This window comes from Trinickia sp. (assembly GCF_051954495.1).
Classification (GTDB): Bacteria; Pseudomonadota; Gammaproteobacteria; order Burkholderiales; family Burkholderiaceae; genus Trinickia.
In genome coordinates this window covers 35,316-60,956 of the sequence record NZ_JBQCHR010000086.1, presented here as the reverse complement: position 1 = coordinate 60,956, position 25,641 = coordinate 35,316, and the positions used below count along the sequence as shown (strand labels likewise).

The window sequence follows — 25,641 nt, the reverse complement described above, 5'->3', positions numbered from 1 at the left end:
ACACGGCGCTGGATGCTGCTCGTGCCCCGCCGCGTCGAAGCAGCCCACGGCGTGGCCGTCAACGCGCTCGCCTTCGCGGGTTCGCTGTTCGTTCGGGATGCGGAGCAAATGACGACAGTGCGGCGCCTGGGGCCGATGTCGATCTTGCGCGATGTCGCCATGCCCCGGTCGAACGCACGCACCAGTGCATAGCGTGCCGGCCGACGCGCTTCGGCCGTATCATGGCGGGCTCTAGAGACCTTTTCGTCGCATGGCTTTCGTTATGTCCGTCAAAGCAGATCCGCCTCGGCGCGCTCGGATGATTCGCGCTGTCGTCATCCCGCTTACGCTGGCGCTCGCCGCCTGCGCCGCGAACCCGCCCGCCGCGCAGCGCCCCTACGTCGACCCCATCGCGCTCTTTCCGATGGAGCATTACGATCAGAGCGTCGATCATTGGATCGACCCGACGGGTGCAAGCTACGACACGCCATTCTTGAGCCCCGCCGAACAACACGCGCATTGGGACGCGTATCTCGCGCGTTACTTCGGCACGCGCGAGCGCGATCCGTCGCCGTGGAATCCCGCGTTCATCGACCGTCGGCTCTACGGCAACGGCGGCGCCGACATCGTCGATCTGCAGCTTCGACGCGTAGGCAGTTACGACAACGCGGGCAAATCGGCTCGCTCGATCGGCTACGGCCAAAACTATTGGCCTCATACGGCCCAATGGCTCGACGACATCGAGCGCAACATGAACCTGCAGCAATTCGCGCAGGCGCCGGGCTATCGCCCCGACGCGCGCGCGATCGCCACGAATGCGCTGCTCGTGCGCGAGTTGCCGACGATGGACCCGTCGTTCTATTCGCATCGGCTCGCAGGCGAAGGCTACCCGTTCGACAATCTGCAGATCTCATCGGTGCGACCGGGGACGCCGCTGTACGTGCTGGGACGAAGCGTCGATGGCGCGTGGGACTACGTGCAAACGCCCGAGGTTCAAGGATGGGTGCAATCGAACGGCGTGGCGCGCGTCGACGATGCATTCATCTCGGCCTGGTCGCACCGCCCCTCCGATGCATGGGGCGTGGTCATCTTGGCGTCCGCGCCGGTACGCGACGAGCAAGGGGTGTTTCGCTTCGATGCGACGGCCGGTACGTTACTGCCGTTGGTGCAAAGCGCGGCAACGCCTTCGCAGCGTGAGGTACTCGTGCCGGCGCGCGATATCGACGGACATGCGGTATCGCGCGAGGCGCGGCTTCCGGCAACAGCGCTTGCGCCCGCCCCCATCGCGGCCACGCCGCGCAATCTCGCGGCGCTCATGAAATCGCTGATCGGACGCCCCTACGGATGGGGCAACATGAACTTCTACAACGACTGCTCCTCCGAACTTCAGAGCATTTTTTCCGCCTTCGGCGTGTGGCTGCCGCGCCATTCGTCGTCGCAAATGGCGGCGGGCGACATGACCGACCTTTCTTCGGACACCCCGGCGCAACGTCTGGATTATTTGATCAAAAACGGCAGGCCGATGCGCACCCTCGTGTATATCGGCGGCCACGTCATGCTGTATTTAGGCAATACGACACGCGACGGCCACATTGTGCCGCTCGTCTATCAGGATATTTGGGGTATGCGGCCGGCCGACAACAGCCGGCGTGTGGTGATCGGCGGTTCGGTGATCTTTCCGCTGTTGCTTCGGATCCCCGAAGACCCCAGCCTCGAATCGCTTGCGGCAACCCGTATCTTTCAGGTAAGCGTACTAGGCATGCCGAGCAGCGCGGCGCCGCCGCCCGACGAGGAGAACCCGGCGAGTTGAAGGCGAGCGGAGCCGCCCGCGGGATCGTTCGCCAGTGCCGGACAAACCTTGGGCGGCCCTCGCGCTACCTAGGCGTGGGCATGCCCTTCCGGCTCGACCGACAGCCGCATGCCGATCGTCTTCAGGATCGCGAGCAGCGTCTTGAGCGTTGGGTTGCCTTTGGGTGACAGCGCCCGGTAAAGCGACTCGCGGCTGATTCCTGCCTGCGCCGCCACTGCACCGAGGCCGCCGTACGCTTCCGCCACCGTGCGCAAAGCCAGCAAAGCCGCGGCTCGGTTATCCGGGTCGTCGAGCGATTCCATGGCAGCCTTCAAGTATTCGACCGCCAGCTCATGGTCGGCTCGCAGTTCGGCGACCTCGGACTCATGGTGCGACACCACGCCTTTGAGTTTGCTCATGACTGACTCCGTTTCCATTCCGACCACAGCTTCTTCGCTCGCTTAAGGGCTCTCGACCATCCATGCAGTACCGTAGAAGTTGGATCATGACACACTTGTAGCTTAAAAGCTACTCTTCTACCATCGCACAGACGGCAACGATCCATCAGAGGCGAAAAATCCGACTAACGGCACCTCGGCATTCGGCCAACGCATCGCTGCCCTGAGCACATGCGCGCAGCGGGGCGCCGCCCGCAGGAACAGCCCCCGCGCGGCGGCGACACGCCCTGACCCAAGTTTCCTACTGCGGCAACGTCTCTCCCTTCGTCTCGGGAGCGAAGGGAATGATGAACAGGCCCACAACGAACGCCACCGCCGTCAGCGCGACGGGCAGCCCGAGCGTATGCGTATGCAGCACGGCCGCGCCGAGCAAGAAGTTCACCCCCGCCCCGATGAACCGACCGAACGAAGTACAGAAGGCAAACGCGGTCGCACGGACGCGCGTTTCGAACTGTTCCGGCAGCCACAGGCTGAACAGCGCGAAATTCCCACCAAAGAACCCCAGCGCAAACAACCAAGCGATGAACGGCGCCAGCCCGTTCGGCTGATAGAACGCCCATCCGAAACTACCGACGATCGACACGGCCATCCCGGCGAAATAGACGGCCAGCGTTTTCTTGCGCCCGATCCGCTCGGCGAGCGGCGGCAGCGCCAGACAACCGAGGATCGTCCCGATCGAGAGCAAGCCGGTGGCGAGCGAAGCGGTCTTGATCGCGCCCGCCTTGTCCATGCCCGACTTCATCGCCAACTGAATGACGGCCGAGGGTTCATACACGGCGCCGGCCCACAGGCCGACGATCGCGATCGTCAACAGCGCGCAGGCGACCCACGTGCGACGGCGATACCCCGGCCCAAGGATTTGGGCGAGCGGCTTGGCATGCACGACGCGCGCCTCGGCTTGCTTCCACTTCTCCGGTTCCTTCACCCGCAGCAAGACCAGAATTGCGATGACGACGGGAACGGCGCCCGTCAGGAACATGGCGCGCCAGCCAAAGTGAACGCCGATCGTATAGTTCAGCGCCGCCGCCAAAAAGAACCCCGCGTAGTATCCGGTTTGCAAATACCCCGCCCCCATTTTGCGGCGATCCTCGGGCCACGCCTCCGCCACATAGGTGCCGGCCAACGCCCATTCACCGCCGATGCCAACCCCGGCCAAGAAGCGGTAGATGCCGAGTTCGTACACGCTGTGCGCGGTCGCCGCCAGTCCCGTGAAAATGGCGAACGTGAAGATGGTTCCGGCCAGCACCTTCGTGCGCCCGAAGCGATCGGCCAACGGCCCCCAAATGAACGAAAGACCCCAGCCCACCAAAAACAATGCGAACAAGATCGAGCCGGCAAGGCCGATGTTCGCGGGGCTCGCCTCGATACCCGAGCGCGGCAGCAATTCCGTCAGCGCCGGCGTAAGCACGAGCGCGTAGATGAACGAATCCATGCCGTCGAGCGTCCAGCCCGCCCAAGCACCCCAAAACCCCGCTATTTGCGAGCGGTTGAGCGGCGTTCGCTGTTTCGCGACCCGCGCGCTGTCTGCCATTGAACTCATGTACTCCTCCGGTGAAACGGTTTGGACTGCCGACGTTTAATGACTGCGCGAGCGCGCGGTGCTTGCCGCGCCCGGCTCGGATCCCCCTGGCATCCTCGGGTTTGCCCGATTCTTAGATCGAATATTTTGTATATAATATCGACCATCATGGATGATGCAACGAATCGTTTTCCCCTAGAGGCCGGCGCCGACGAAGGTCTCCCGCTTGCGGCGGTGGCCGTCGCGCCCCGCACCAGCGCTTCGCGCATGGTGGCCGACGCCCTGCGCGCCGCGATCGTCGACGGCCGTCTGCGTCCGGGCGCACCTTTGCGTCAGGACGCAGTCGCACGGCACTTCTCCGTCAGCGCGATTCCCGTGCGCGAGGCGCTGCGCCAGCTCGAAAGCGAGGGGTGGGCCAAGGTCGAAATGCACAAAGGGGCGACCGTCGCACCTTTATCGGCCGATGAAGCGCGCGAGATCTATGAAATCCGCGCCGCGCTGGAAGCGTTGGCGTTGACGCTCGCGATTCCCAACCACACGGAAGCCACGCTGAGCGAGGCGCAGGCGCTGTACGAAGCCGCCGAGCGCGAGCGCGATTCCGAGCAGTACGTGGCGCGCAACGAGGCGTTTCATATGAGCCTTTATGCGCCCGCGGCCCGCCCGCAATTGATCGAAATGATCGCAACGCTGCATCGTCGGGGCGAGCGCTACCTGCGCGTGAAGTTGGGCCTGCCCGACCATAAGCGGGTGTCCGATCGCGAACACGGCCAGCTGATGGAATACGTGCGGGGCCAACGCATCGACGCCGCGCGAAAGCTCATTACGGATCATTTGCTCGGCACCGGCGAGCTGCTTTATCGTCTGTTGAACGAGCCGGCGCCGGGGTCGAGAACACCGGCCGGCAAGCACCGGAATGTCGACGATTCGGAGTCGGCGGCGATGCTCGCCCCGAAGAAGCGCCGCGGCGCCCGCCGCACCCCCGATTGAGCCGCCCCGGCGCGCGCAACCGCCCCACGTATAGGAGCCGATTCGCCCGATGATCTCCGCAGCCGAACAACCGGTCCCGCGTTCGTGGACTACCTTGCGCGACGAAAAAGCACGCCGTCTCGCCACTGTCGCTCCGTGGCTAGAAGACGGCATCCTGCCGTCCGAACGAATCGTCGATGCGCTGCAGGCGCTGATCCGCCCGGGCGACCGGGTCGCGCTCGAAGGCGACAATCAAAAGCAAGCCGATTTCCTGTCGCGCTCGCTTGCGTGCGTCGATCCCGAGATCGTCAACAACGTACATCTCTTGATTTCGAGCATCTCTCGCCCGGAGCATTTGACGTTGTTCGAGCGCGGCATCGCGCATAAGGTCGACTTCTCGTTTGCCGGACCGCAGAGCTTGCGCGTGGCGCAACTGCTCGAAGACGGCCTGCTCGAGATCGGTTCGATCTATACCTATGTCGAACTGTATGCGCGCATGTTCGTCGACTTGACGCCGCAAGTCGCTTTGCTGTGCGCCGAGAAAGCCGATCGGCACGGCAACCTCTATACCGGCGCGAACACGGAAGACACCCCTACGATTGCCGAAGCCGCCGCGTTCCGCCACGGCATCGTCATCGTGCAGGTCAACGAAATCGTCGATACGCTGCCGCGCGTCGATATTCCGGGCTCCTGGGTCGACCTCGTCGTACAGGCCGATCGCCCCTTCGCCGTCGAGCCGCTGTTCACGCGCGACCCGCGGCACATCGGCGATTTGCAGGTGCTCACGGCCATGATGGTCATTCGCGGCATCTACGAGCCGTACGGCGTGAGCTCGCTCAACCATGGGATCGGCTTCGATACGGCCGCGATCGAATTGATCTTGCCGACCTACGGCGCCGAGCTCGGACTGAAGGGAAAGATCTGCCGCAATTGGACACTCAACCCTCACCCCACGCTGATTCCGGCCATCGAATCGGGCTGGGTCGAGAGTGTCCACTGCTTCGGCAGCGAAGTGGGAATGGAGGGTTATGTCGCCGCCCGCCCGGATGTGTTTTTTACCGGCCGCGACGGCAGCTTGCGCTCCAATCGCGTGCTCTGCCAGTTGGCGGGACAGTACGGCGTCGACCTCTTCATCGGTTCGACATTGCAGATCGATGCGGACGCCAACTCGTCCACCGTGACGCGCGGCCGGCTTGCCGGCTTCGGCGGCGCGCCCAACATGGGACATGATCCGCACGGACGCCGTCATGCGAGCGAAGCCTGGCTCAAGCTCCTGAAAACGACCGAAGGGCCGATCGCGCGAGGCCGCAAACTCGTCGTGCAGTTGGCGGAGACCTATAAGAAGGGCGGCGAGCCCACCTTCGTCGACGAACTCGATGCCATTGCCGTCGGCGCCAAGAGTGCGATGCCGATCGCTCCCGTGATGATTTACGGAGACGATGTCAGCCACGTGGTGACCGAGGAAGGTATCGCTTATCTGCATAAGGCCGAGGGTGTCGAGGAGCGCCGCGCGGCGGTTGCCGCCGTGGCCGGCGTGACTCCAATCGGCTTGCGCGCCAAGCCCGAACGCACGGCCGAGCTGCGGCGCCGCGGCATCGTGGCCTATCCCGAGGATCTGGGTATCCGGCGCGCGCAGGCGAAGCGCTCGCTGCTCGCCGCGCGCAGCATCGACGATCTCGTCGCCTGGTCCGGGGGGCTCTACGTGCCGCCGGCTCGCTTTCGGAGCTGGTGACGATGCCCGCCCATGCCGTCTGCCCGGCGCCGTGCGCCGATTTCGTTTCATGCGATGGCGCGCTCATTGAAGACGAAGCGATGCGACTCGCGCGCTTGGCTACGAATGCGCTGATCGAAGAAGCTCACGTCACGCCGAAACCCGCCCTCGTCGACCGGCGCGGAAGCGGCGCGCATCGCGATTTGAGCTTGGCCGTCATGGAGCGATCCGCGTTTTCGCTCGAACCGACTTTTGTCGCGCTCTCGCGCGCGTCGCAAGGCAAACGCCCTTCGGCCGTCTTGCGCGCCGAGCTGGCCGCAATCGGCCGCGACGGCGAAGCCGCGATGATGAGCGCGACACAGGGCAGCAACGCACATCGCGGCGCGATTTGGATCGTTGGCCTATTGGTTGCGGGTGCAACGATTTGCGCCTACGACGAGCGCGCCGTGGCGCACCACGCTGAAGCGATCTGCACGACGGCGGCGCAGATCGCTTGCTTTCCCGACCACGGCGCCCCGCTTGCGCAAAGCAACGGGTCGCGCGTGCGCGCGCGCTACGGGGTCGGCGGCGCGAGGCGCGAAGCGCAGGAAGGCTTCCCGCACGTGCTGCACGCCGGGCTGCCCGCGCTGCGTACGGCGCGGCAGCGACGCGTCGGCGAGAACGCCGCCCGAATCGACGCGCTGCTCGCGATCATGGCGACGCTGGACGACACATGCCTGCTTCATCGCGCCGGGCTCGATGCGCTCGATGCAGCGAAATCGGGCGCACGCGAAACGCTCTCCTTGGGCGGCAGCGCGACACCGAGCGGGCGTGCCGCGCTCGAGCGCCTCGAAACACGGCTATTGAAATTGAATGCATCGCCGGGCGGCGCAGCCGATCTGCTTGCGGCGACACTCTTCATCGATGGATTGGCGCCCGTGCGCGCCGACGGGAGAACACCAGCATGGAGCATTTGACGTTCGACTACCCCGCGCGCCGCGTCGTTGGGGCGCGCTCGCATGTGGGCGTCGTGGGATCGGGCGATCTCGAAGTGCTGCTCGCACCGAACGATGCGATGCAAGCGCGCGTTGTGGTCAACACGAGCGTCGACGGCTATGGGCACATATGGAAAAGCGTGCTCGACCGGTTCTTCACGCGCTATGACGGCGCAGCGTCGATCGAGATCAACGACTTCGGCGCGACGCCCGGCGTCGTGGCGCTGCGGCTGGCGGAAGCCGTCGAAGAAGCGGAAGGCATGCAAGGGGCGCGCTCATGAATCTCGCATCCACCGTGGCGGCGCCCCATCTCGCCGCGACTGACAGCTTCATCGAACTGACGGCGCGCGAACGCGCCCGGCGCCTGCTCGATGCCAATACATTCCGCGAGTTGCTCGGGCCGTTCGACCGCATCACGTCGCCCTGGCTGCCGCTTCAGGGCATCGTCTGCCAAGCCGACGACGGCGCGATCATCGCGCGCGGAACGATCGACGGCGTGCCGGCGGTGGTCGCCGCGATCGAATCGGCCTTCCAGGGCGGAAGCATCGGCGAGGTGTCGGGCAGCAAGATCGCGGCCGCGCTCGAACTTGCGCTGCGCGATTGTGAACGCGGGAAAATCGTTCGCCCCGTCATCGTCTTCGAGACGGGCGGCGTGCGCCTGCAGGAAGCGAATCTCGGGTTGGCCGTCATCGCCGAAATCCAGGCGGCAATCGTCGCGCTGCGTCGATACGTGCCGGTCGTCGGCGTGATCGCCGGCATGGTTGGCTGTTTCGGCGGCATGTCCCTCGCAGCCGCGCTGTGCACGCGGTTGATCATGACGCGACAAGGCAGGCTAGGTATGAACGGGCCCGAAGTGATCGAGCAAGAGGCCGGAATCGAGGAGCTAGATGCGAGCGACCGTCGGCGGATTTGGCAACTGATCGGCGGCGAGCAACGTGTGGCCACAGGGCTTGCCGATACGCTCGTGGACGACGATGCAGATCTCATTGCAGCCGCCGTACGCGTAGCGTTCGCAGCCGGGGTGCCCGACGTGCACCGTTCGGAGGCGGTCGAGCGCTATCTATCGCTGCTGTCGGAGGCGACGCCCGAGACCGTCACGCCGGAAGCAATGCGTGCGTTGTTCGGCGGCGCATGGTCCGATCGCGACGAACGCCACCTTGATCGTTGAGGACGACCGATGAACGAAACGACTCCCCTGTCCCGCGGACAACGATGGTTTCGCGCCCTCGCGGGCAATGCGGCGGGCACGGCGGGCAACGCGCCCGTGTCGCCTATATGGCATGCCGATGCCCCGCTCGGCGACGAATCGGCGAGGTTCATCGCGGTCGTTCCCGATGCCGATAACCGCTTTCCCCGCGCGCGGGATAACGTGGTGGGACTCGAGCAAGGGTGGCGGCTTGCGCGCGCGGTGCGCGAGGTGATCGATGCCGATGCACACGCGGAACGGCGCCGGCCAATCGTCGCGATCGTCGACGTCAAAAGCCAGGCATACGGATATCGCGAGGAAATGCTCGGCATTCACCTCGCCTGCGCGGCGGCCGTCGATGCCTACGCTTCGGCGCGCCTGGCCGGGCATCCCATCGTTGCATTGATCGTCGGCCCCGCCATGTCGGGCGCATTCCTCGCGCACGGGTATCAAGCCAACCGCATTCTCGCGCTCGACGCACCGGGCACGATGGTGCATGCGATGGGCAAGGAAGCCGCCGCGCGCGTGACGCGCCGTTGCGTCGAGGCGCTCGATGCGCTGGGCGAAACGATTACGCCGATGTCGTATTCGCTTGCCGCGTTCGCCAAGCTGGGGCTACTCGATCGCCTGATCGACGGCGTGGACGCCGACGCGCCCACCGACGAACACGTTGCGCGCGTGCGGCAGATCCTCGCGGATGCGGCGGCCTCGGCGCGTTCCGGACCTAGCGATTTGTCCCGCCGGCTCGATTCCGATACCGCGCGAACGACGCGCGCGGCTTCGATCGAAGTGCGGCGGCGAATGGCGATGCAGTGGGATGCGGGCGAATCGGCGTGAATGCCATATCGCCGCGAAGGCAACGAACCGAGCGGCAACGATGAGCGGCCGATGAATAGCGCAACCTCTTTCCGACATGCAGGCCAATACGAAGCGCATGACCTGCTGCGCTTGCGCGCGCTCCCGGCGACGGACGATATGCCGCCCTGGCTGCTCGATGCTTTCGCTCAAGCTCCATTTGCTGTCGTGCGACGGGCAGAGGCGCCTTCCGGCTTCGTCGCCGTGGGCTTTCGCGGCGCTGACCGCGCGCAGCGGTACGGCGCTTTCGCTCCAAGTGAATCGGTCGAACTCGTGCTGCCGCCGGAGCAGTTGCGAGACCGACCGGTGTCACCCGACCGAATCCATCTCAAGGCATTCGCTGCTTTTCGCGCACTCGTCGAAGACGCGCACTTCGATACGCTGGCGTGGGGTCCGACCGGCAGCGTGGGCTTCGAACTCGCGACCATGCGCCGGACCGTCACCGAGACGAGCGATTTGGACATCGTCATGCGTACGCCTACGCGGCTTGCGCGCGAGCATGCGCTGGCGCTGCGCGAGCGTGCGGCTTGCATCGAGCAGAACTTCAACGTGCGTATCGATGCTCAACTCGAAACGCCGGCGGGCGGCGTTGCCCTCAGCGAGTGGGCGGCGGGCAAACCGCGCGTACTGGCGCGCTCCATAGGCGGCCCAAGCATGACTGCCGATCCGTGGCATGACGACGGCGTTGCCCACGAGGGTGGACGCTGATGCTCGCCCTTCTCTACCCGGGTCAAGGTGCGCAAAGCGCCGGTTTTCTGCATCGATTGCCCGCGCACCGCACCGCCGCGGAAACGATCGAGGAAGCGTCCGACGTGTTGTCGCTCGACGTCGCCGCGCTGGATTCGAACGATGCGCTGCGATCGAGCGTCGCGGTGCAGATCACACTGGTCGTCGCCGGCGTGGCGACGCAGCGGCGGCTTGCCGATGCCGGGATCGAGGCGCAGATGCATGCGGGGTTGTCGGTTGGGGCCTATGCGGCCGCGGTCGGCTGCGGCGCCGTCTCGTTCGGCGACGCGCTGCGGATGGTGAAGCATCGGGCCGTCTTGATGGAGCAGGCCTATCCGAGCGGATACGGGCTCTCCGCGATCGAAGGCCTAAGTGAAGCCCAAGTCGAAACATTGATCGGCACGATGATGAGCGCATCGGAGCATCGCATCTTTATCGCCAACGTCAACGCGCCTAGGCAAATCGTGGTCGCGGGCAGCGACGACGCGCTCGATGCGTTCAATATTCAGGCGACGACGGCAGGCGCGCATCGCGCCAAGCGCCTTGCCGTCAGTGTGCCTTCGCACTGCGAACTGTTGCGCGAAGCGTCGGAAGCACTCGTTGAGTATGCCGCCAGTTTGTCGTTCAGCACGCCAAAGCAGCTATACATCGGCAACCGTCGCGCACGCGCATTGCACAGGCCCGAGGATATCCGCGACGATCTGGCGACGAACATGCGCTATACCGTCCGCTGGTTCGATGCGCTGACCACGATCGTCGAACGCGGCGCGACGTTGCTCGTCGAAGCGCCGCCCGGCCAAGTGCTCACGGACATCGCGAAAGCGGCCTATCCGCAGGTCGAGGCGCTCGCCGCGTCGTCGTTTTCCGATGACCGGCTGGTGGAGATCGTGCGGCGGCGCGTCGATGCCTAGACGCCCCACGCTACCGAATTTCGAACTCGATCTTCCCGAACCCTTCGATCACGCCGCGCACGACACCCGGCTCTGTAGCAATGTAAAACGGCGTATACGAGCCCGTCGTCAACACCGTTCGCGCCGGAATCGAATGTCCCGTTTCGAGCGTGCGCGCCACGAGCCAAGCGATCAAGCGCCGTGGATCGCCGGCAGGGTGGCGCGCCACGCCTTGAAAGATTTCATGGTTGCCGCATGAAAAACTCACCCGCGGCGCGCTGAAATCGAACGCGCGGTCATACGGCAGCGTATCGCCGATCACGAGCGCTCCATTGTTCTGCGCATCCGCTAGTTGAAGCAGCGGATCGACATTCGGCCAGCCTTCGTATCGACTGTCGACGATCTCGGCAACCACCGACATCGTGTCGATCGCATCGATCACTTCGTCGGCCTGCTCGGACAATCTATGGTCGACGTCATCGGCGAAGCTAAACGCGATTTCGAGCTCGAGCCCGATGCGCGCATAGTCGCCGCGGCGAATTCCCGTGGTTGCGCCGAATACCCTCGTAGCCGGCAAGGACGCGCACTGCGGCGCGGCGGTAGGCGAGCCCGCGCCCACCTTGTAGCCGGCGCAACCGCCCATCTGATCGAGCACGAGCTGCTGAACGACATACGCTTCGTCGGCGTTCGCCGGCATGCATGCCGTGAGCGAACCCGGATCGAGCAACGTATGTTCACGTCTGGCTTGCAGCAACCGTGCGGCAAGTTCTTGCGCGTTGGCCATGGTGTCCCCCTCCTTCGCTTTTCGTCCAGGCGATGCATCGTGCGATCGCCGCCAAGGATACGCCGCTTCGCAAGTTGCGCGCCACATCGATCATCCCGCATCAACAACCGGCGCGACTATTAAAAAACCCATCCGTGCACGTGCAACGGATGGGTCGAGGCGAAACACGCGACGCGAAGCGCGCCGCAATCGTTCGTTCTTTTTAGAACTTGTGTCGAATGCCGACGCGCGCCACCGCCTGCTTCGATGTACTCGACACATCGTCCGCGCCCGGTATGTAAGCATGGTCGAGCGAAGAGCCCGTGCTGTCGCCCGCCACCTTCTGGAAAGCGCCTTGAATATAGACGTCGGTTCGCTTGGACAAGTTGTAGTCGACCATCAGCCCGAACGTATGGATCTTGGGCTTTACCCCGCCGAGCGTCGTGTCGTAATTCTCCATCGTGTAGACGTACTGCGCGCCGACATACAGCGCGGGCGTCAGCTGATACTTGCCGTTCAGTTCGAAGTTCTGGAACTTGAGCGTCGTGACGGTCGAACCCGCGAGCGGCCCCGTGATCGGCGCGAGCGAATCGGCCGCCGTCAAGTACGCGCTCGACGTCGGATTCGTCACGTTCGTATTCGTATAAACGAAGCCAGCCGTTGCCGGACCGAACGTATAGTTGACGCCGCCGCCGAAGATACGCAGACGCGTCGATGCGAAATTCGCGTCGTTCGTCGCGATCGCACCGCCCGACGTGATACCCGGGTTATTGGCATGCAAGTAAGCCGCGGCGATCAGCAAGCCGCCTGTCTGGTATTGGCCGCCGATACTGTATTGCCGGTTGTTGGAGAAACCCGGGTCGTTGCTGAAGCTATACGTGCCGCCGAATTGCAGGCCCGCATAGTTGTTGCTCGCGTATTTGATCGTATTGTTGACGCGGAACGAGTTATCCGTGTTGTCGTTGTCGAACGGGTGCGAGAGCAAGTAGCCGCCCCAATTGCCGTTCGCCGTGGTGGGCGCGAGATAGTCCACGAGCGAGTCGTATTGGCGACCCAGCGTAACCGTACCGAAGTCGCTCGACAAACCCACATACGCCTGCCGCCCGAACATCCGGCCGCCTTGATTCAACCGGCCGGAATTGACGTCGAAGCCGTTTTCGAGCTGAAAGACCGCCTTGAGGCCGTTGCCCAGGTCTTCCGAACCCTTCAAACCCCAGCGGCTGCCCTGCGCGAACCCGCTCGCGAGTTCGTAGTTGTGGTTGCCGAGCACATCGTTCGTGTAGTTGAAACCTTCATCGATTACGCCATACAGCGTCACGCTGTTTTGCGCGAACGCCGGCGCGGCGAACGCCATCGCCGCGGCGAGAGAAAGTGCGTGCTTTTTCATCGAATACTCCAAACCGGCCACTGGTTGGAACGATTCCGCCCGCGGGCTTCGCCCGGCTTTTTATCTTGGGCGGCGACTGAATCGCTCTCGGTGTCTTTTATCCTGCTCGCCATTGCGGCTCAATGGACAGAATGGTTGCACGGCCGCCCCGCCAAGTCCATTGGGGTGCGCGCACACCGGCGGAGTCGTTGCTTATTGCCAACTATTGGGGCCCGCGCGCCCGTGGGTACGGCCGCGATCTCCAGTAAAAATCACATCGATTAGGGTGAAACCCTAAGAAGAAACTGCCGGCCAGGCGAAACAAATCATGGGCCTCTGACCGGCCGGCTCAAAGAAAGCGAATCGAAAGCTACGGTGTATCCTCGGAAGACGGGGGGTCCGTCTGGCAGAAGATGGCGGTAATGAACGGCCCGACATGATGGACGATGGCCGTGCTGCCCGCTGCCCTCACCGCCGCCTTCACTTTGTCGCTCGACCCCAGCACGACCGCCCCGTAAGCGGAATCGGCCAGCGGTTTGCCGTTGCCCTTCTCAAACAAGGGATCGTCCTTCTGAAACCCGACGATAGCGAACACGTGATAGCCGAATGCCGTGAGACTCACGCCGTGCGTCGGGTCGAAAGCATTGATCGAATTCGGTTCGACGCGCGACGGGTGCGGGTCGATCAACCCCTTCGTCTCCAACGCTCCGATGAATTCGTGCGCCGGCCGATCGCAATGAAGCGGCTCGTCGAGAGCGGCGGCGAAGCCTCGGATCGGCAGCGCGGCAATAAAAATGAAAGCGACAAGGGCTAGACGTTTCATAGCGGCAAATTACATCCCATTACGGCCGGACGGATGGCGATTCGGAACTGCGCTCGTGCACGCGGCGTGCCGGAACCCCTCTGGGTGGGCGAGGCACGCACTTTACCGCGTTTGATCGGCGCCGGTCACGTGCGAGCGCCCATGCGATAGCGCGCGAAGGCGGATGCGCCCCTGGAAGACAGCACTCCGTAAAAACGTATATATTCCTGTGGATGGATAATCGCGTCGAATCTCTCCCTCGCGCCATCGCTCCCATGCCACGCACGTGGGACGCTCGCCTTGCGCGCCGTCTCGTCACCCCCCTCGTCGATACCCGCATCACGCCCAACCACCTGACGACCCTACGGCTCGTCGTCGGCGTTGCGGGCGCCGCGGCCCTTGCGCGCGGTTCGTTCGTGTGGACGAACATCGGCGCGCTGCTGATCGTGCTGTCGAACTTCATCGATCACACCGACGGAGAACTTGCACGCATCAGCGGCAAATCGAGCAAGTTCGGCCACTTCTACGACCTCGCGAGCGATGCGCTCGTGACGATCGCGCTGTTCGTCAGCATGGGCATCGGCGTCGCGCGCATGCAGGGCGACGGCATCCTCGCTCAGTCGACGCTGCTCGGCGGCGTCGCGGGCATAGCCGTCGCGCTGATTTTTTATCTGCGGATGCGCATCGAATCGATGGCGGGCAAGGCCGGCACGCAGCAGGCGTCGGCCGCGGGTTTCGAAACCGAGGACGTGCTTTACCTGCTGCCGCTCGTCACGCTTTTCAGCATCGTCGAGCCATTTGTGCTCGCGGCGTCGATCGGCGCGCCGCTTTTCGCACTGTGGGTCGTGCTCGACTACCGGCGCGTGCTTCGCAAAACCCGACCGGGCACGCCCAGCGGCGAAGCGTGGGTGTCCCGATGAATGCACGCGTCGCCCCCAGCGAAGCGCCGGCATCGGCCTCGACGTTGGACCGGCCCGCGGCGCCACAGTCGATCGACGAGCGCGTGCGCGCGACGGTGCAGGAACTCGAGGCTACGCCATTGCGCACGCGCTTCGTCGAACAAGGCTCTTTCCTGTATCTCGACTGCTTTTTCCCCCCCGACGTCACCGCGCGGCTCGCCGAACTCGCCCGACAGCTCGTCCCGGCCGTCAATCGCAACTACCTGCCGGGGCACAAGCAAGGCGGAAGCGTCAGCCGGCACGCAATCGATCGCCTCGCGCCGGACATCGCCGAACTCTATCGCTCTCGCGCACTGATCGGATGGCTCGAGGCGATCACAGGCGATACGCTGCTGCCTTCGCCCGAAGACGATCCGCATGCCTACGCGCTCTACTACTACACGCGCGAAGGCGATCATATCGGCTGGCATTACGACACCTCCTACTATGACGGCCGCCGCTATACGCTCCTGATCGGCGTCATCGACGATTCGTCATGCCGGCTCGACTACGAATTGCACACGCGTACGGCCGGGGCCACGCCGGTGTCCGGCTCGATTCAGTACCCGCCCGGCGCGATCGTGCTGTTCGACGGCGACACGCTGCGCCATCGGATCACCCCGTCGAAGGCGGGCGAAATGCGCGTCTCCTTGACCTTCGAGTACGTGACCGACGCACGGATGCGTCCGTGGCGGCGCTTCGTTTCGAACATGAAAGACGCCATCGCGTACTTCGGTTTTCGCCAAGTGTTTCGCTTCCGCTCGGGCTCAGGCAAGGACGACGCATGACGCGGACGGCGGCAGTCCTGCTTTCGCTGGGGGCGGCGCTTTTCGTCGCGCTGCTCGCGTGGCAAGGGGCCGGTGCCGTGGCGGCCACGCTGGCCGCGGCCGGCTGGGGGCTCGCGCTCGTCGCGGCGTTCCATTTGGCGCCGCTCGTCATCGATGCGGCCGCGCTCGCGGTGCTCGTCGAGTCGCCCGCGACGTTCGTCGATGCGTTGCGTGCGCGATGGGCCGGCGAATCGGTGAACAGTTTGATGCCTGCCGGGCAGATCGGCGGCCCCGTGTTGATGGCGCGGCACTTGGCTCAACGCGGTACGCCGATGCATGACGCGGCGGCCGCCGTCACGGTGTCGACTACCCTGCAGTCGGTGGCGCAAATCGCCTTCGCATTGCTTGGCTTGACGGCGTTCGCCGCGTTTTCGGTCGCCAAGAGTGCGCAGGCCGCGCACGCGCTGCACGTCGCCGCGCTCGGCGCAAGCGCCGTGCTGGCCGTGGCAGTAGGCGCGTTTTATCACGCTCAGCAGCGCGGCCTATTCGGTCGCTTCTCGCGCCTGTTCGGCAAGGCATTCGGCGCGCGAGGCGCCGCGCAGGCTTCGGCGCGCGCGGATGCGATCGACGACGCCGTGCGCAGGCTATACCGCGACCGCAAACGCGCGGCCGCTTCGTTCGCTTTGAGTTTCGTGGGCTGGCTCGCGGGCATCGGCGAAGTGTGGCTCGCGCTCAAGTTCATCGGTCACCCCGTGAGCTGGCTCGATGCGCTGCTGCTCGAAAGTGTGGGACAGGCGATACGCGGCGCCGCATTCGCGATTCCGGGGTCGCTCGGCGCGCAGGAAGGCGGCTACCTGCTGCTGGCGCCGCTCGTGGGCCTGACGCCCGACGCGGCCCTCGCCTTGTCGCTCGCCAAGCGAGCGCGCGAACTCGCACTGGGGTTGCCCGGCATCGTCTATTTGCACTGGAGTGAACGAGATTGGCGACGCCGGCGTACGGCCGGCGTGCCGCTTGCCGATTGACGCGAACTGGCCGTTGCGTCGTTCGGCTTCTGCAAGGAGAAGAAGAACATGCGAGCGATCATTCTCGCCGCGGGCCTTGGCCTGCGTCTGCAACAACCGCCCGAGCAGCAGTTTCCGAAATGCTTGCTGCGCTTTCAAGGCGTGACGCTGCTCGAGCGTCACTTGCGCGCGCTGCGCGCGTTGGGGGTCGACGAGGTGGAGCTCGCGCTCGGCTTTCAGCCCGAGCGTATCGATGAGGAGCTCGATCGCATCGGCTGGCAGCCCCGGCCTCGATCCGTTCTCAACCCACGCTTCGACCTGGGCAGCGTCCTGACCGTGCATACGATGGCGGACGCGCTCACGCGCGGCGGCGACGTGTTGCTGATGGATGCGGACGTCTTGTACGACGAGGCCATTCTGCGTGCGCTCGTGCAGGGAGAAAGCGCCGACCGTCTATTGATCGACCGCGACTTCGAAGCGGGCGACGAGCCCGTCAAGCTTTGCCTGCGCGACGGCGTGCCCGTCGAGCTACGCAAGCAGTTAGCGGTGGGCCTGCAGTACGACACCATTGGCGAATCGGTCGGCTTCTTCCGCTTTCGCGAAGGCACCGCGCGACGTCTGGCCCAAATCGTGGACGGCTATGTTTCGAGCGGCCGACAAAACATGCCGCACGAAGAAGCCGTGCGCGATCTGTTGCTCGAAGGCGGGCGCCCGTACGAAGTGGCGGACGTCACCGGGTTGCCGTGGATCGAAATCGACTTTCCGGGCGACGTCGCGCGCGCGGAAAACGAGGTGCTGCCGCGCCTTACGCAAGCTGCGGGGGTGACGCGATGAACGCACGCGATTCGGCCCCTTTCGCACGCTCGCGTTTCGAGCGGCTGCGCGACATGCTCGTCAGCGACGAACTCGAATTTCTGATGGAAGCGCACAACGGATTGTCCGCTCGCATCGTTCGCGAAGCGGGGTTCAAAGGTATTTGGGCCTCCGGTCTCGCTATCTCCGCGCAGTTCGGCGTGCGCGACAATAACGAAGCGAGCTGGACCCAGGTGGTCGACACGCTCGAATTCATGGCCGACGCCAGCGACCTGCCGATCTTGCTGGACGGCGATACCGGGTACGGCAACTTCAACAACGTCCGGCGCCTGGTACGCAAGCTCGAACAGCGCGGCATCGCGGGTGTCTGCATCGAGGACAAGCAGTTTCCGAAGACGAACAGTTTCATCGGCGGCGAGCGCCAGCCGCTGGCCGACATCGACGAATTTTGCGGAAAGATCAAGGCTGGCAAAGATTCCCAATCCGAAGCGCATTTCTCCATCGTGGCGCGTGTCGAAGCACTGATCGCCGGATGGGGGCTGCACGAAGCGCTCGAGCGCGCCGAGGCTTACCGGCTGGCCGGCGCCGACGCGATCCTGATTCACAGCAAACTCTCGCGCCCCGACGAAATCCTCGCATTCGCGAGGGAATGGGCCGGCCGGGCGCCGCTCGTGATCGTGCCGACCAAGTACTACAGCACGCCCACGGAAGTCTTCCGCAAGGCCGGCATCAGCACCGTGATCTGGGCCAATCACCTCGTGCGCGCGGCCGCCTCGTCCATGCAGGCGGTGGCGAAGGACATTCACGACAACGAGACCCTCGTCAACGTCGAAGAACGTATCGCGAGCGTGGGCGAAATATTTCGGCTGCAGGACGCCGACGAATACGCGGCGGCAGAGCGTGTCTATCTTTCTGCGTCCCGCCGGCCCGGCGCGGCCGTCGTCCTGGCAGCGAGCCGCGGACGCGGCCTCGAAGCCGTCACGGCCGACCGGCCGAAAGTCATGTTGCCCGTGGCCGGCAAGCCGCTGCTTCGCTGGCTCGTCGATGCCTTCAAGAAGCAAGGCGTCAACGACATCACCGTCGTGGGCGGGTATCGCGCCGATGCGATCGATACGGCCGGCATCAAGCTCGTCGTCAACGACGCCCACGCGCAAACGGGGGAGCTCGCCTCGCTCGCCTGCGCGGTGGATGCGGGCGAATTGACCGGCGACACCATCATCTCGTACGGCGATCTGCTTTTTCGCAGCTATATCCTGCGCGACCTCGCCGAAAGCGACGCGGCTTTCACCGTCGTCGTCGATTCGTCGCAGTCGCCCGTGTCGAACCATACCGTCCGCGATTTCGCCTATTGTTCGGCATCCGACGACCGCGCGATGTTCGGCCGCAAGACAGTGCTGCAGCGCATCCGCAGCGGCAAGCCCGATACCGCCCCGCCCGACGGGCGGTGGATAGGACTGCTAAGCGTTCGAGGCAAAGGACTCGAGCGCCTGCAAACCATGCTGGCGGAACTCAGGCGGCGGCCCGATTTCGACGCGCTCGACATGCCGGCGCTCATCAATGCATTGATCGATGCAGGCGAAGCGATCGACGTGCAATACGTCCACGGACACTGGTGCGGGGTGAACGACCTCGAGGACTTTCGGCGCGCGGGCGATTTCGCCCATGCACAGACCCCGTTTGCGCTCGGGCGCGGCGGCAACGGCGATATCACATGATCGAAGCAGCGCAGTTCGTCGAAGCGGCACGGCGCCGCGGATTCACTTGGTATGCGGGCGTGCCGTGTTCGTTTCTCACGCCTTTCATCAACTATGTTCTGCAGGATCCGGCCTTGCGCTACGTCAGCGCCGCCAATGAAGGCGATGCGGTAGCGCTCATCGCCGGCGTCGCGCTCGGTGCGCGTCACGGCGAACGCGGCGTCACGATGATGCAAAACTCCGGGCTAGGCAACGCCGTCAGTCCGTTGACGTCGCTGACGTGGACGTTTCGGTTGCCGCAACTCTTGATCGTGACGTGGCGCGGCGAACCGGGCGTGGCCGACGAACCGCAGCACGCGCTCATGGGACCGATTACGCCCTCTCTGCTCGAAACCATGGACATCCCGTGGGAGCCGTTCCCCCGCGAGGCCGACGCGATCGAAGCGGCGCTCGAGCGCGCCGTGGCGCATATGGACAAGACGGGCCGGCCGTATGCGCTCGTCATGCACAAGGGCAGCGTCGCGCCCTATCCGCTTGCCGATGCCGCCTCTCCTCGCTCAACGCCTTGTCAGCCGCAAACATATTGGCGCGGCGCAACGGAGGATGGTTTGCCATCACGGCGCGAGGCGCTCGAACGCGTGGTCGCCCTCACGCCGCCCGAGACGACCGTGGTGCTCGCTTCGACGGGGTTTTGCGGACGGGAACTCTACGCCCTCGATGACCGACCCAACCAGCTTTACATGGTCGGATCGATGGGATGCGTGATGCCGCTCGCGCTCGGCCTTGCGCTCGCCCGGCCCGATCTTCATGTCGTCGCGCTAGACGGCGACGGGGCCGCGCTCATGCGCATGGGTGCGTTCGCCACGATCGGCGCTTACGGGCCGGCCAATTTCTCGCATCTGCTGCTCGACAACGGCGCGCACGACTCGACCGGTGGGCAGGCCACCGTGTCGTCGAACGTGTCGTTCGCGGGTGTCGCGGCGGCATGCGGGTATGCGTCCGCGACCGAAGGCGACGATCTGTCGATCGTCGACGCCCTGCTCGCACCGCAGTCCGCTGTTGACGCGCGCAGCGGCCCTCGTTTCGCTCGCCTCGCGATACGACGCGGCACGCCGGACGGCTTGCCCCGCCCCACGATCACGCCCGCCGAAGTCAAAGTACGATTGATGCGCCACATCGGCGCCGCATGAGGAGTCCCCTTCCATGAAAACGCTGTTGCTGAACCCGGGCCCCGTCACGTTGACCGAACGCGTGCGGCGCAGCCTGCTCCAACCCGACCTCTGCCACCGTGAAAGCGAGTTCTACGACCTGCAGGACGAAGCGCGGAGCCGGTTGCTCGATGTCTATGGCCTCGCGCCCGACGACTGGTCGGCGGTGCTGATGACCGCCTCGGGCACCGGTGCGGTGGAAAGCATGATCGCTTCGCTCGTGCCGCAAGACGGCAAGCTGCTCGTCGTGCAGAACGGCGTGTACGGCGAGCGCATCGCGAATATCGCCAAGCAGTACGGCATCGCATACGAGACGATCGTCCACGATTGGATGAGCGCCCCGGACCTCGGCGTCATTGCGGGTCGCCTGCAAGCGCAGGGACCGTTTTCCCATGTCGCCGTCGTGCATCATGAAACGACGACAGGCCGCCTCAACGATCTGGCCGAACTCGGCGCGCTGTGTCGCGCGCACGGCGCTCGATTGCTCGTGGACGCCGTGAGCAGTTTTGGCGCCGAAGCGATCGATTTCGATGAAGGCAATATCGCGGCCGTGGCGGCTACCGCCAACAAGTGCTTGCACGGCGTGCCGGGCGCTTCGTTCGTCGTGGCGCATCGCGAGGCGATCGCGCGCGCGGCAAGCCGCACGTACTATCTCGATCTCGCCCGCTTGGCCCGCATGCAGGCGCAGCGCAACACGCCGTTCACGCCTTCGGTTCACGCCTACTACGCGCTCGTGGAAGCGCTGCGCGAGTTCGAAGACGAAGGCGGCGTAAGCGCAAGGCACGAGCGCTACGCGGCACTCGCGGAGCAAGTGCGAAGCGGCCTTGCGTCGCGCGGCGTCGCGCCGGTCATCGCGCCCGAGCAATCGTCGGTCGTGCTGCGCTCGTACGATCTGCCGTCGGGCATCGCCTACGAACCGTTGCATGACGCGCTGAAGGCCCAGGGGTTCGTCATCTACGCCGGGCAAGGCGATTTGTCGAAGCGCCTTTTCCGCGTGTCCACGATGGGCGACCTGCACGCGGCCGACATCGAGCGTTTGATGCGGGCGTTCGATGGGGTCATGCGGTAGAGGCATTCGCCGGCCGCCGATCGAATACCTAGCGCGCGGCGATATACGGCAACAAGGCCTTCAACCAGCACGCAATCGCCACGGCGCCTCCGTCAGGCGAGCCAATGGCACGTGCACCCAGATAGCTCGCGCGTCCCGCGCGCGGCGTCATGTGCGAAGAATCGCCTCCGCGGCCCGCCTCATGCTGGCGCCAAGGTCGCCATCGCCGGCTTTAGCATCGAGGTCGGTCAGGATCGCCTCTTTATCGAGCAGCGCGTGCGCAACGGCTTCCAAGGCGGGCTTGAATCTGCCCGACCATTCGCGACCGCCGTCGGTCATCGTCGATGGCGCGCTCTCCCATGCAGATGCCGTGGCAGTCGGCTCGATCCGAATATGGCGATTGACTACCCCGCCGCCGGGCCACGCACGCGCTTCGGTGTCGGCATCGAGCCATTCGAGCGTTTCGTCATCGAGACGCAGGACCGAAATGGAGCAGCCCGGCATATCGAGCGCCGAGAGGAGCGTGCCGGCCCACGCTCGCTCCACTTGAATGCCCCGGCGGCACAAGCTAGCGAACGCATCGCGCAGAACGACCGCCAATTCCATCTCGGGCGTGGCGCCCAGTCCGTTCACCAGCAATGCAACGCTTTCGCCGGTCTTCAATGCGAGGTCTTCTATGATGTTGGCGAGCAAAATCTCCGCGAGCTCGCCCGCCTTCATCGGGGCGGTACGCTCGACACCCTTCTCGCCGTGAATGCACAGGCCGAGCTCGATCTCGTCATCCGCGAGATGAAAGCCCGCCTTTTCCGCGCCCGGCAACGTGCATCCGTCGAGCGCGACGCCCATCGTTCCCAGGTTCTGCGCCGTCTTTCGCGCAATGGCCGCCACTTCGTCCAAGGAACGCCCTTCGGCCGCGGCGGCGCCGGCAATCTTGTGCACCAGTACCGTGCCCGCAATACCGCGACGCTGATGACGGTCGATTCGACCGCGCAGCGAAACATCGTCCGCGACCGTCACGATTTCAACGGGTATCCCATCCGATCGCGCCAACTCGGCGGCAAGACCGAAGTTCAGACGATCGCCCGTATAGTTCTTCACGTTGACATCCTCGCCTCCCTAAAGGAAGGCGATTCCTACTGCGCTTAGGTCGCGATGGCCTGAGTCGCTTCGGTGGGTTCCTGCTTCTTTGAGCGGCCCGACTGCACCAGCTCTCCACAGGCTAAAACGGCGTGCCCCGCCGCTAAAACGTTGAGCGCGCCGACATGATCGGCGTTTGCTGTATGGCCACACGTGATGCAGGCGAACAGCGCCTGTGTCTTACGATTCTCGGCTGAAATATGCCCGCAGTGCGGGCACATCCGGCTCGTGTTTCGAGGTGGCACCGCAACGAAATATCCGCCGCGCCACGCACTCTTGTACTCCAGTTGGCGACGAAACTCGCCCCAGCCCTGGTCTAAAATCGCCTTGTTCAAGCCCGACTTCGCGCGCACATTGCGTCCGGGTGCGTTAGTACAGCCCTTCGCGGATCTGCTCATGTTGCGAACCTGCAAGTCTTCGACCACGATCATTGCGTGATTTTTGCTGATCGTATTCGATGCCTTGTGTAGGAAATCAGCTCGAACATTTGCGATGCGCGCGTGGATACGCTGGACTCTGGCCTTCGCCTTTATCCAGTTCCTCGAGCCCCCTACCTTGCGGGCCATGCGGCGCTGGTACCTCGCGAGCCGTTGCTCGTGTTGCTTGAAGCTGCCGCGTGGCGCGATGAACGTGCCGTCGCTCAACGTCGCGAAGCGTGCAACACCGACATCAATGCCCACTGCCGGGCCACTCGGCGCAGGCTGCTCGACCTCGCGTGCCGTGAGGATGGAGATAAACCACTTGCCAGCGCGAAGCGATACCGTAGCGCGGCGAACTTCGCCCAGTACCAGACGGCTATTGCGATAGCGCAGCCAGCCTAGCTTGGGTAGCGAGATACGGCCGTGTTTGCGGTCAAGCTTGATTTGCTTGGCGTCGGGGTAGCGAAAGCTATCGTGCATGCCCTTGCGCTTGAAACACGGGAAGGCCGCACGCCTTTCGAAGAAATTGACGAAGGCGCGATCCAGATCCTTGAGCGCCGCTTGCGACGTATGGACCGGGGCGTCCTTCAGCCACGGCGTCTCCACCGAATTGCGCCACGCGGTTAGATGCTTTGCCATCGGCACATAGCCGATGAACTTTCCGCCAGCCTCGTGGGTTTCTTTCTGCAACGCAAGTGCCTTGTTATAGACGAAGCGACGCGCGCCAGCGAACCGGCGCATCTTGCGCGCGTGCTCGCCGCTGGGCATCAGTTCGAATCGGAAGGCTTGGAGTCGTTGCATGCTGGCAGTATAAATATCCCGAAAAACGTCTCCTATTCGCTTTTGAGGAAATTGCGATCACCGTACTTTGTAGGGTGCTCTGCCGATACCGTTATCCGCCAGTGCGTCGCACAAAAAGCGAACGTCGGACTCGCGCCTCAGAAGGACGCCTACGGCGTCCGCGCTATCCATCCTCCCCTGAAGGACGAGGTTTGACGCGCATTTCGATCAACGCCCCGGCATGGCGGACGAGGTGGACACGGCAGGCGGCTCGCTCGACGTAACATCAGCGGCCAACTCCCCCAACCGCCTAACCGCCGCCTCCAGCTCGCTCGTCCACCGATTGCCCGCGTTCAACCGCAGGCAATCGTCGAACACATCGCCTTCCCCGAACAAATGGCCGGGCGCGAAGCTGATGCCTTCCGCCCGAGCCAGTTCGAACAATTGACGCGTGCTGGGCCGGCGCCCTTCGATCTCGGCTAGCTTCGCCCACAGCACGAAGCCCCCGGCCGGCTCCGTGATCTGCGTCCCGTCGGGAAAGTAGCGCAGCACCGCATCGCGCAATGCATGCTGCTGGGTTTGCAGCGCCGCTTTCAAGCGCCGCAGATGCAAAGCGTACCCGCCCGTCGCCAGAAGTTCGGCCACAGCCGCTTGCTGCAGCTCGGCCGTCGCCATGCTCGTCGTGTACTTGAGCGCCTTGACGCGCTCGGCGAAACGCCCGGCCGCGATCCATCCCAATCGCAGGCCCGGGCACAAGCTCTTCGAAAAGCCGCCGCACAAGAGCACGTTGCCGTGCGTATCGTCGAATGCACGCACGGGCCGCGGCCGGGTCTCGCCGAAGCAAAGATCGCCGAAGATGTCGTCTTCGATCAGCGGCACGTCCCGCTCGCGCAACAGTTCGACAAGCGCGCGTTTGGCGGCGTCGTCCGGCACACTGCCGAGCGGATTGTTTCCGTTCGCCACCGTCACGACGGCCTTGATCGGCACACCGCGATCCAGCGCTTGCCGCAGCGCATCGAGATCCATACCGGAGCTTGCGCGGCTCGGAATCGGAAATACCGGCATCTCCAACGCACGCAACATCTGTAGGAGCACGAAGTAAGTGGGCGACTCGACAGCGATGATATCGCCGGGTCGCGCCACTGCGCGCAGCGCGAGATTAAGCGCTTCGACGCAGCCGTTCGTGACGACGAGCTCCTCGGGATCGAGTTCGCACGCGTACTGCATCGCCTGCCGTGCAATCTCGGCGCGCAGCGCCGGATAGCCTGCGCCGCGCACGTGCGACCCCACGAGATCCCGATGTTGATACGCGAGGCGGCGCAGCAGCACGCTGAACCGATCGACGGGATAGAGCGAACTCTCCGCCGCAGCGAGATCGAGCCGTACACCGCCGCTCTCGCCCGCTATCGCCAAGTGGTCGCGCGCCTGTTCGTCGATCTCCGGCGCGGGCCGCGCCCAACGCTTCGCGCCGGCGCCCCTCGCGCCGCCCGCTTCGGCCGTACCGGCCGCGCTGCCCGCACCCACCCCCCGCTTGCCGCGCCGCGTACGCTTGGCGACGAAGTAGCCCGAGCGCGGCCGCGCCTCGATGTGCCCGCGCGTTTCCAGCCAGCGCAACGCCTGCAGCGCAGTCGTCAAGCTCACGCCGTGCTGCGCGGCCAGCGTGCGCACCGACGGCAAGCGCGTGCCCTCGGCCATCGCCGCCTGTTCGATCCCGTCCCACAGCCGCTGCGCCAACCGGCGATAAAGCGGTGCGTCATCGTCGCCAAAATCCATGTCCGGCCAATATTGGGGGAAAATCTGTTATGTAACAGATTCGGTCCTGTTGTGTATAGGGACAGCTTCGCCCGCATGC

23 protein-coding genes and 2 pseudogenes are annotated in these 25,641 nt (G+C 64.6%); 17 read left to right on the top strand and 8 right to left on the bottom strand.

The window, feature by feature from the left end:
- Positions 1–192: pseudogene (locus ACTHNR_RS12160) on the top strand (hypothetical protein); the annotation flags it as partial.
- Positions 193–262: 70 nt separating this feature from the next.
- Positions 263–1,789: an SH3 domain-containing protein gene (locus tag ACTHNR_RS12155; RefSeq protein WP_440547869.1), complete on the top strand. Its 1,527-nt coding sequence runs from the start codon at positions 263–265 to the stop codon at positions 1,787–1,789.
- Between the two features lie 68 nt (positions 1,790–1,857).
- Here the strand turns inward: ACTHNR_RS12155 and ACTHNR_RS12150 are convergent, their stop codons facing one another.
- Complete coding sequence (locus ACTHNR_RS12150; RefSeq protein ID WP_440547868.1) at positions 1,858–2,187, bottom strand: addiction module antidote protein; 330 nt, start codon at positions 2,185–2,187, stop codon at positions 1,858–1,860.
- 280 nt (positions 2,188–2,467) lie between these two features.
- Positions 2,468–3,766, bottom strand: coding sequence for an MFS transporter (locus tag ACTHNR_RS12145; RefSeq protein WP_440547867.1), 1,299 nt, complete (start codon positions 3,764–3,766; stop codon positions 2,468–2,470).
- A 147-nt stretch (positions 3,767–3,913) separates the two neighbouring features.
- Here ACTHNR_RS12145 and ACTHNR_RS12140 point away from each other — a divergent pair, with 147 nt between their 5' ends.
- From ACTHNR_RS12140 to mdcH, 8 genes are all read left to right on the top strand, one after another.
- Positions 3,914–4,732 carry a GntR family transcriptional regulator gene (locus ACTHNR_RS12140; protein WP_440547866.1) on the top strand — a complete coding sequence of 273 codons (819 nt, stop codon included), beginning with the start codon at positions 3,914–3,916 and terminating at the stop codon, positions 4,730–4,732.
- Between the two features lie 49 nt (positions 4,733–4,781).
- The gene (gene mdcA / locus ACTHNR_RS12135; protein WP_440547865.1) at positions 4,782–6,443 is read left to right on the top strand and encodes a malonate decarboxylase subunit alpha; all 1,662 of its coding nucleotides are present in this window, start codon (positions 4,782–4,784) and stop codon (positions 6,441–6,443) included.
- An 80-nt stretch (positions 6,444–6,523) separates the two neighbouring features.
- A complete protein-coding gene (locus ACTHNR_RS12130) occupies positions 6,524–7,378 on the top strand; it encodes a triphosphoribosyl-dephospho-CoA synthase (RefSeq protein ID WP_440547873.1) in 855 nt (284 codons plus the stop codon).
- Positions 7,366–7,677: a malonate decarboxylase subunit delta gene (locus ACTHNR_RS12125; protein ID WP_440547864.1), complete on the top strand. Its 312-nt coding sequence runs from the start codon at positions 7,366–7,368 to the stop codon at positions 7,675–7,677. The genes ACTHNR_RS12130 and ACTHNR_RS12125 overlap by 13 nt, the downstream gene beginning before the upstream one ends.
- On the top strand, positions 7,674–8,564 hold the full coding sequence (locus ACTHNR_RS12120; protein WP_440547863.1) for a biotin-independent malonate decarboxylase subunit beta: 891 nt from the start codon (positions 7,674–7,676) through the stop codon (positions 8,562–8,564). The genes ACTHNR_RS12125 and ACTHNR_RS12120 overlap by 4 nt, the downstream gene beginning before the upstream one ends.
- A 9-nt stretch (positions 8,565–8,573) precedes the next feature.
- A complete protein-coding gene (gene mdcE / locus ACTHNR_RS12115; RefSeq protein WP_440547862.1) occupies positions 8,574–9,419 on the top strand; it encodes a biotin-independent malonate decarboxylase subunit gamma in 846 nt (281 codons plus the stop codon).
- 51 nt (positions 9,420–9,470) lie between these two features.
- The gene (locus ACTHNR_RS12110; protein WP_440547861.1) at positions 9,471–10,145 is read left to right on the top strand and encodes a malonate decarboxylase holo-ACP synthase; all 675 of its coding nucleotides are present in this window, start codon (positions 9,471–9,473) and stop codon (positions 10,143–10,145) included.
- The gene (gene mdcH, locus ACTHNR_RS12105; protein ID WP_440547860.1) at positions 10,145–11,074 is read left to right on the top strand and encodes a malonate decarboxylase subunit epsilon; all 930 of its coding nucleotides are present in this window, start codon (positions 10,145–10,147) and stop codon (positions 11,072–11,074) included. Before ACTHNR_RS12110 ends, mdcH begins: the two co-directional genes overlap by 1 nt.
- Positions 11,075–11,084: 10 nt before the next feature.
- Here the strand turns inward: mdcH and ACTHNR_RS12100 are convergent, their stop codons facing one another.
- The 3 genes from ACTHNR_RS12100 to ACTHNR_RS12090 form a co-directional block, all read right to left on the bottom strand.
- On the bottom strand, positions 11,085–11,837 hold the full coding sequence (locus ACTHNR_RS12100) for a fumarylacetoacetate hydrolase family protein (protein WP_440547859.1): 753 nt from the start codon (positions 11,835–11,837) through the stop codon (positions 11,085–11,087).
- Between the two features lie 202 nt (positions 11,838–12,039).
- Positions 12,040–13,203 (bottom strand): porin, encoded by a 1,164-nt coding sequence (locus ACTHNR_RS12095; RefSeq protein ID WP_440547858.1) that lies wholly within the window; start codon positions 13,201–13,203, stop codon positions 12,040–12,042.
- Between the two features lie 349 nt (positions 13,204–13,552).
- On the bottom strand, positions 13,553–14,005 hold the full coding sequence (locus tag ACTHNR_RS12090) for a hypothetical protein (protein WP_440547857.1): 453 nt from the start codon (positions 14,003–14,005) through the stop codon (positions 13,553–13,555).
- A gap of 212 nt (positions 14,006–14,217) precedes the next feature.
- On the opposite strand from ACTHNR_RS12090, the gene ACTHNR_RS12085 reads away from it, so the two are divergent.
- From ACTHNR_RS12085 to ACTHNR_RS12055, 7 genes are read left to right on the top strand one after another with little or no spacing between them, the layout of a single operon-like run.
- A complete protein-coding gene (locus tag ACTHNR_RS12085) occupies positions 14,218–14,904 on the top strand; it encodes a CDP-alcohol phosphatidyltransferase family protein (protein WP_440547856.1) in 687 nt (228 codons plus the stop codon).
- A complete protein-coding gene (locus ACTHNR_RS12080) occupies positions 14,901–15,710 on the top strand; it encodes a HalD/BesD family halogenase (RefSeq protein WP_440547855.1) in 810 nt (269 codons plus the stop codon). The genes ACTHNR_RS12085 and ACTHNR_RS12080 overlap by 4 nt, the downstream gene beginning before the upstream one ends.
- Positions 15,707–16,711, top strand: coding sequence for a flippase-like domain-containing protein (locus ACTHNR_RS12075; RefSeq protein WP_440547854.1), 1,005 nt, complete (start codon positions 15,707–15,709; stop codon positions 16,709–16,711). The genes ACTHNR_RS12080 and ACTHNR_RS12075 overlap by 4 nt, the downstream gene beginning before the upstream one ends.
- Positions 16,712–16,759: 48 nt before the next feature.
- On the top strand, positions 16,760–17,524 hold the full coding sequence (locus ACTHNR_RS12070) for an NTP transferase domain-containing protein (protein ID WP_440547853.1): 765 nt from the start codon (positions 16,760–16,762) through the stop codon (positions 17,522–17,524).
- The gene (aepX, locus tag ACTHNR_RS12065) at positions 17,521–19,218 is read left to right on the top strand and encodes a phosphoenolpyruvate mutase (RefSeq protein WP_440547852.1); all 1,698 of its coding nucleotides are present in this window, start codon (positions 17,521–17,523) and stop codon (positions 19,216–19,218) included. The genes ACTHNR_RS12070 and aepX overlap by 4 nt, the downstream gene beginning before the upstream one ends.
- Positions 19,215–20,387, top strand: a complete 1,173-nt coding sequence (gene aepY, locus ACTHNR_RS12060) for a phosphonopyruvate decarboxylase (protein ID WP_440547850.1) — start codon at positions 19,215–19,217, stop codon at positions 20,385–20,387. Before aepX ends, aepY begins: the two co-directional genes overlap by 4 nt.
- Before the next feature lie 13 nt (positions 20,388–20,400).
- A complete protein-coding gene (locus tag ACTHNR_RS12055; protein WP_440547849.1) occupies positions 20,401–21,474 on the top strand; it encodes a 2-aminoethylphosphonate aminotransferase in 1,074 nt (357 codons plus the stop codon).
- Between the two features lie 28 nt (positions 21,475–21,502).
- On the opposite strand, the pseudogene ACTHNR_RS12050 reads toward ACTHNR_RS12055, so the two are convergent.
- The 3 genes and pseudogenes from ACTHNR_RS12050 to ACTHNR_RS12040 all read right to left on the bottom strand — a co-directional run.
- Positions 21,503–22,551 (bottom strand): annotated as a pseudogene (locus tag ACTHNR_RS12050) (dihydroxyacetone kinase subunit DhaK); the annotation flags it as partial.
- 44 nt (positions 22,552–22,595) lie between these two features.
- Positions 22,596–23,810: an RNA-guided endonuclease InsQ/TnpB family protein gene (locus ACTHNR_RS12045; protein WP_440547848.1), complete on the bottom strand. Its 1,215-nt coding sequence runs from the start codon at positions 23,808–23,810 to the stop codon at positions 22,596–22,598.
- 207 nt (positions 23,811–24,017) lie between these two features.
- Complete coding sequence (locus tag ACTHNR_RS12040; RefSeq protein WP_440547847.1) at positions 24,018–25,562, bottom strand: PLP-dependent aminotransferase family protein; 1,545 nt, start codon at positions 25,560–25,562, stop codon at positions 24,018–24,020.
- Positions 25,563–25,641: the final 79 nt, after the last annotated feature.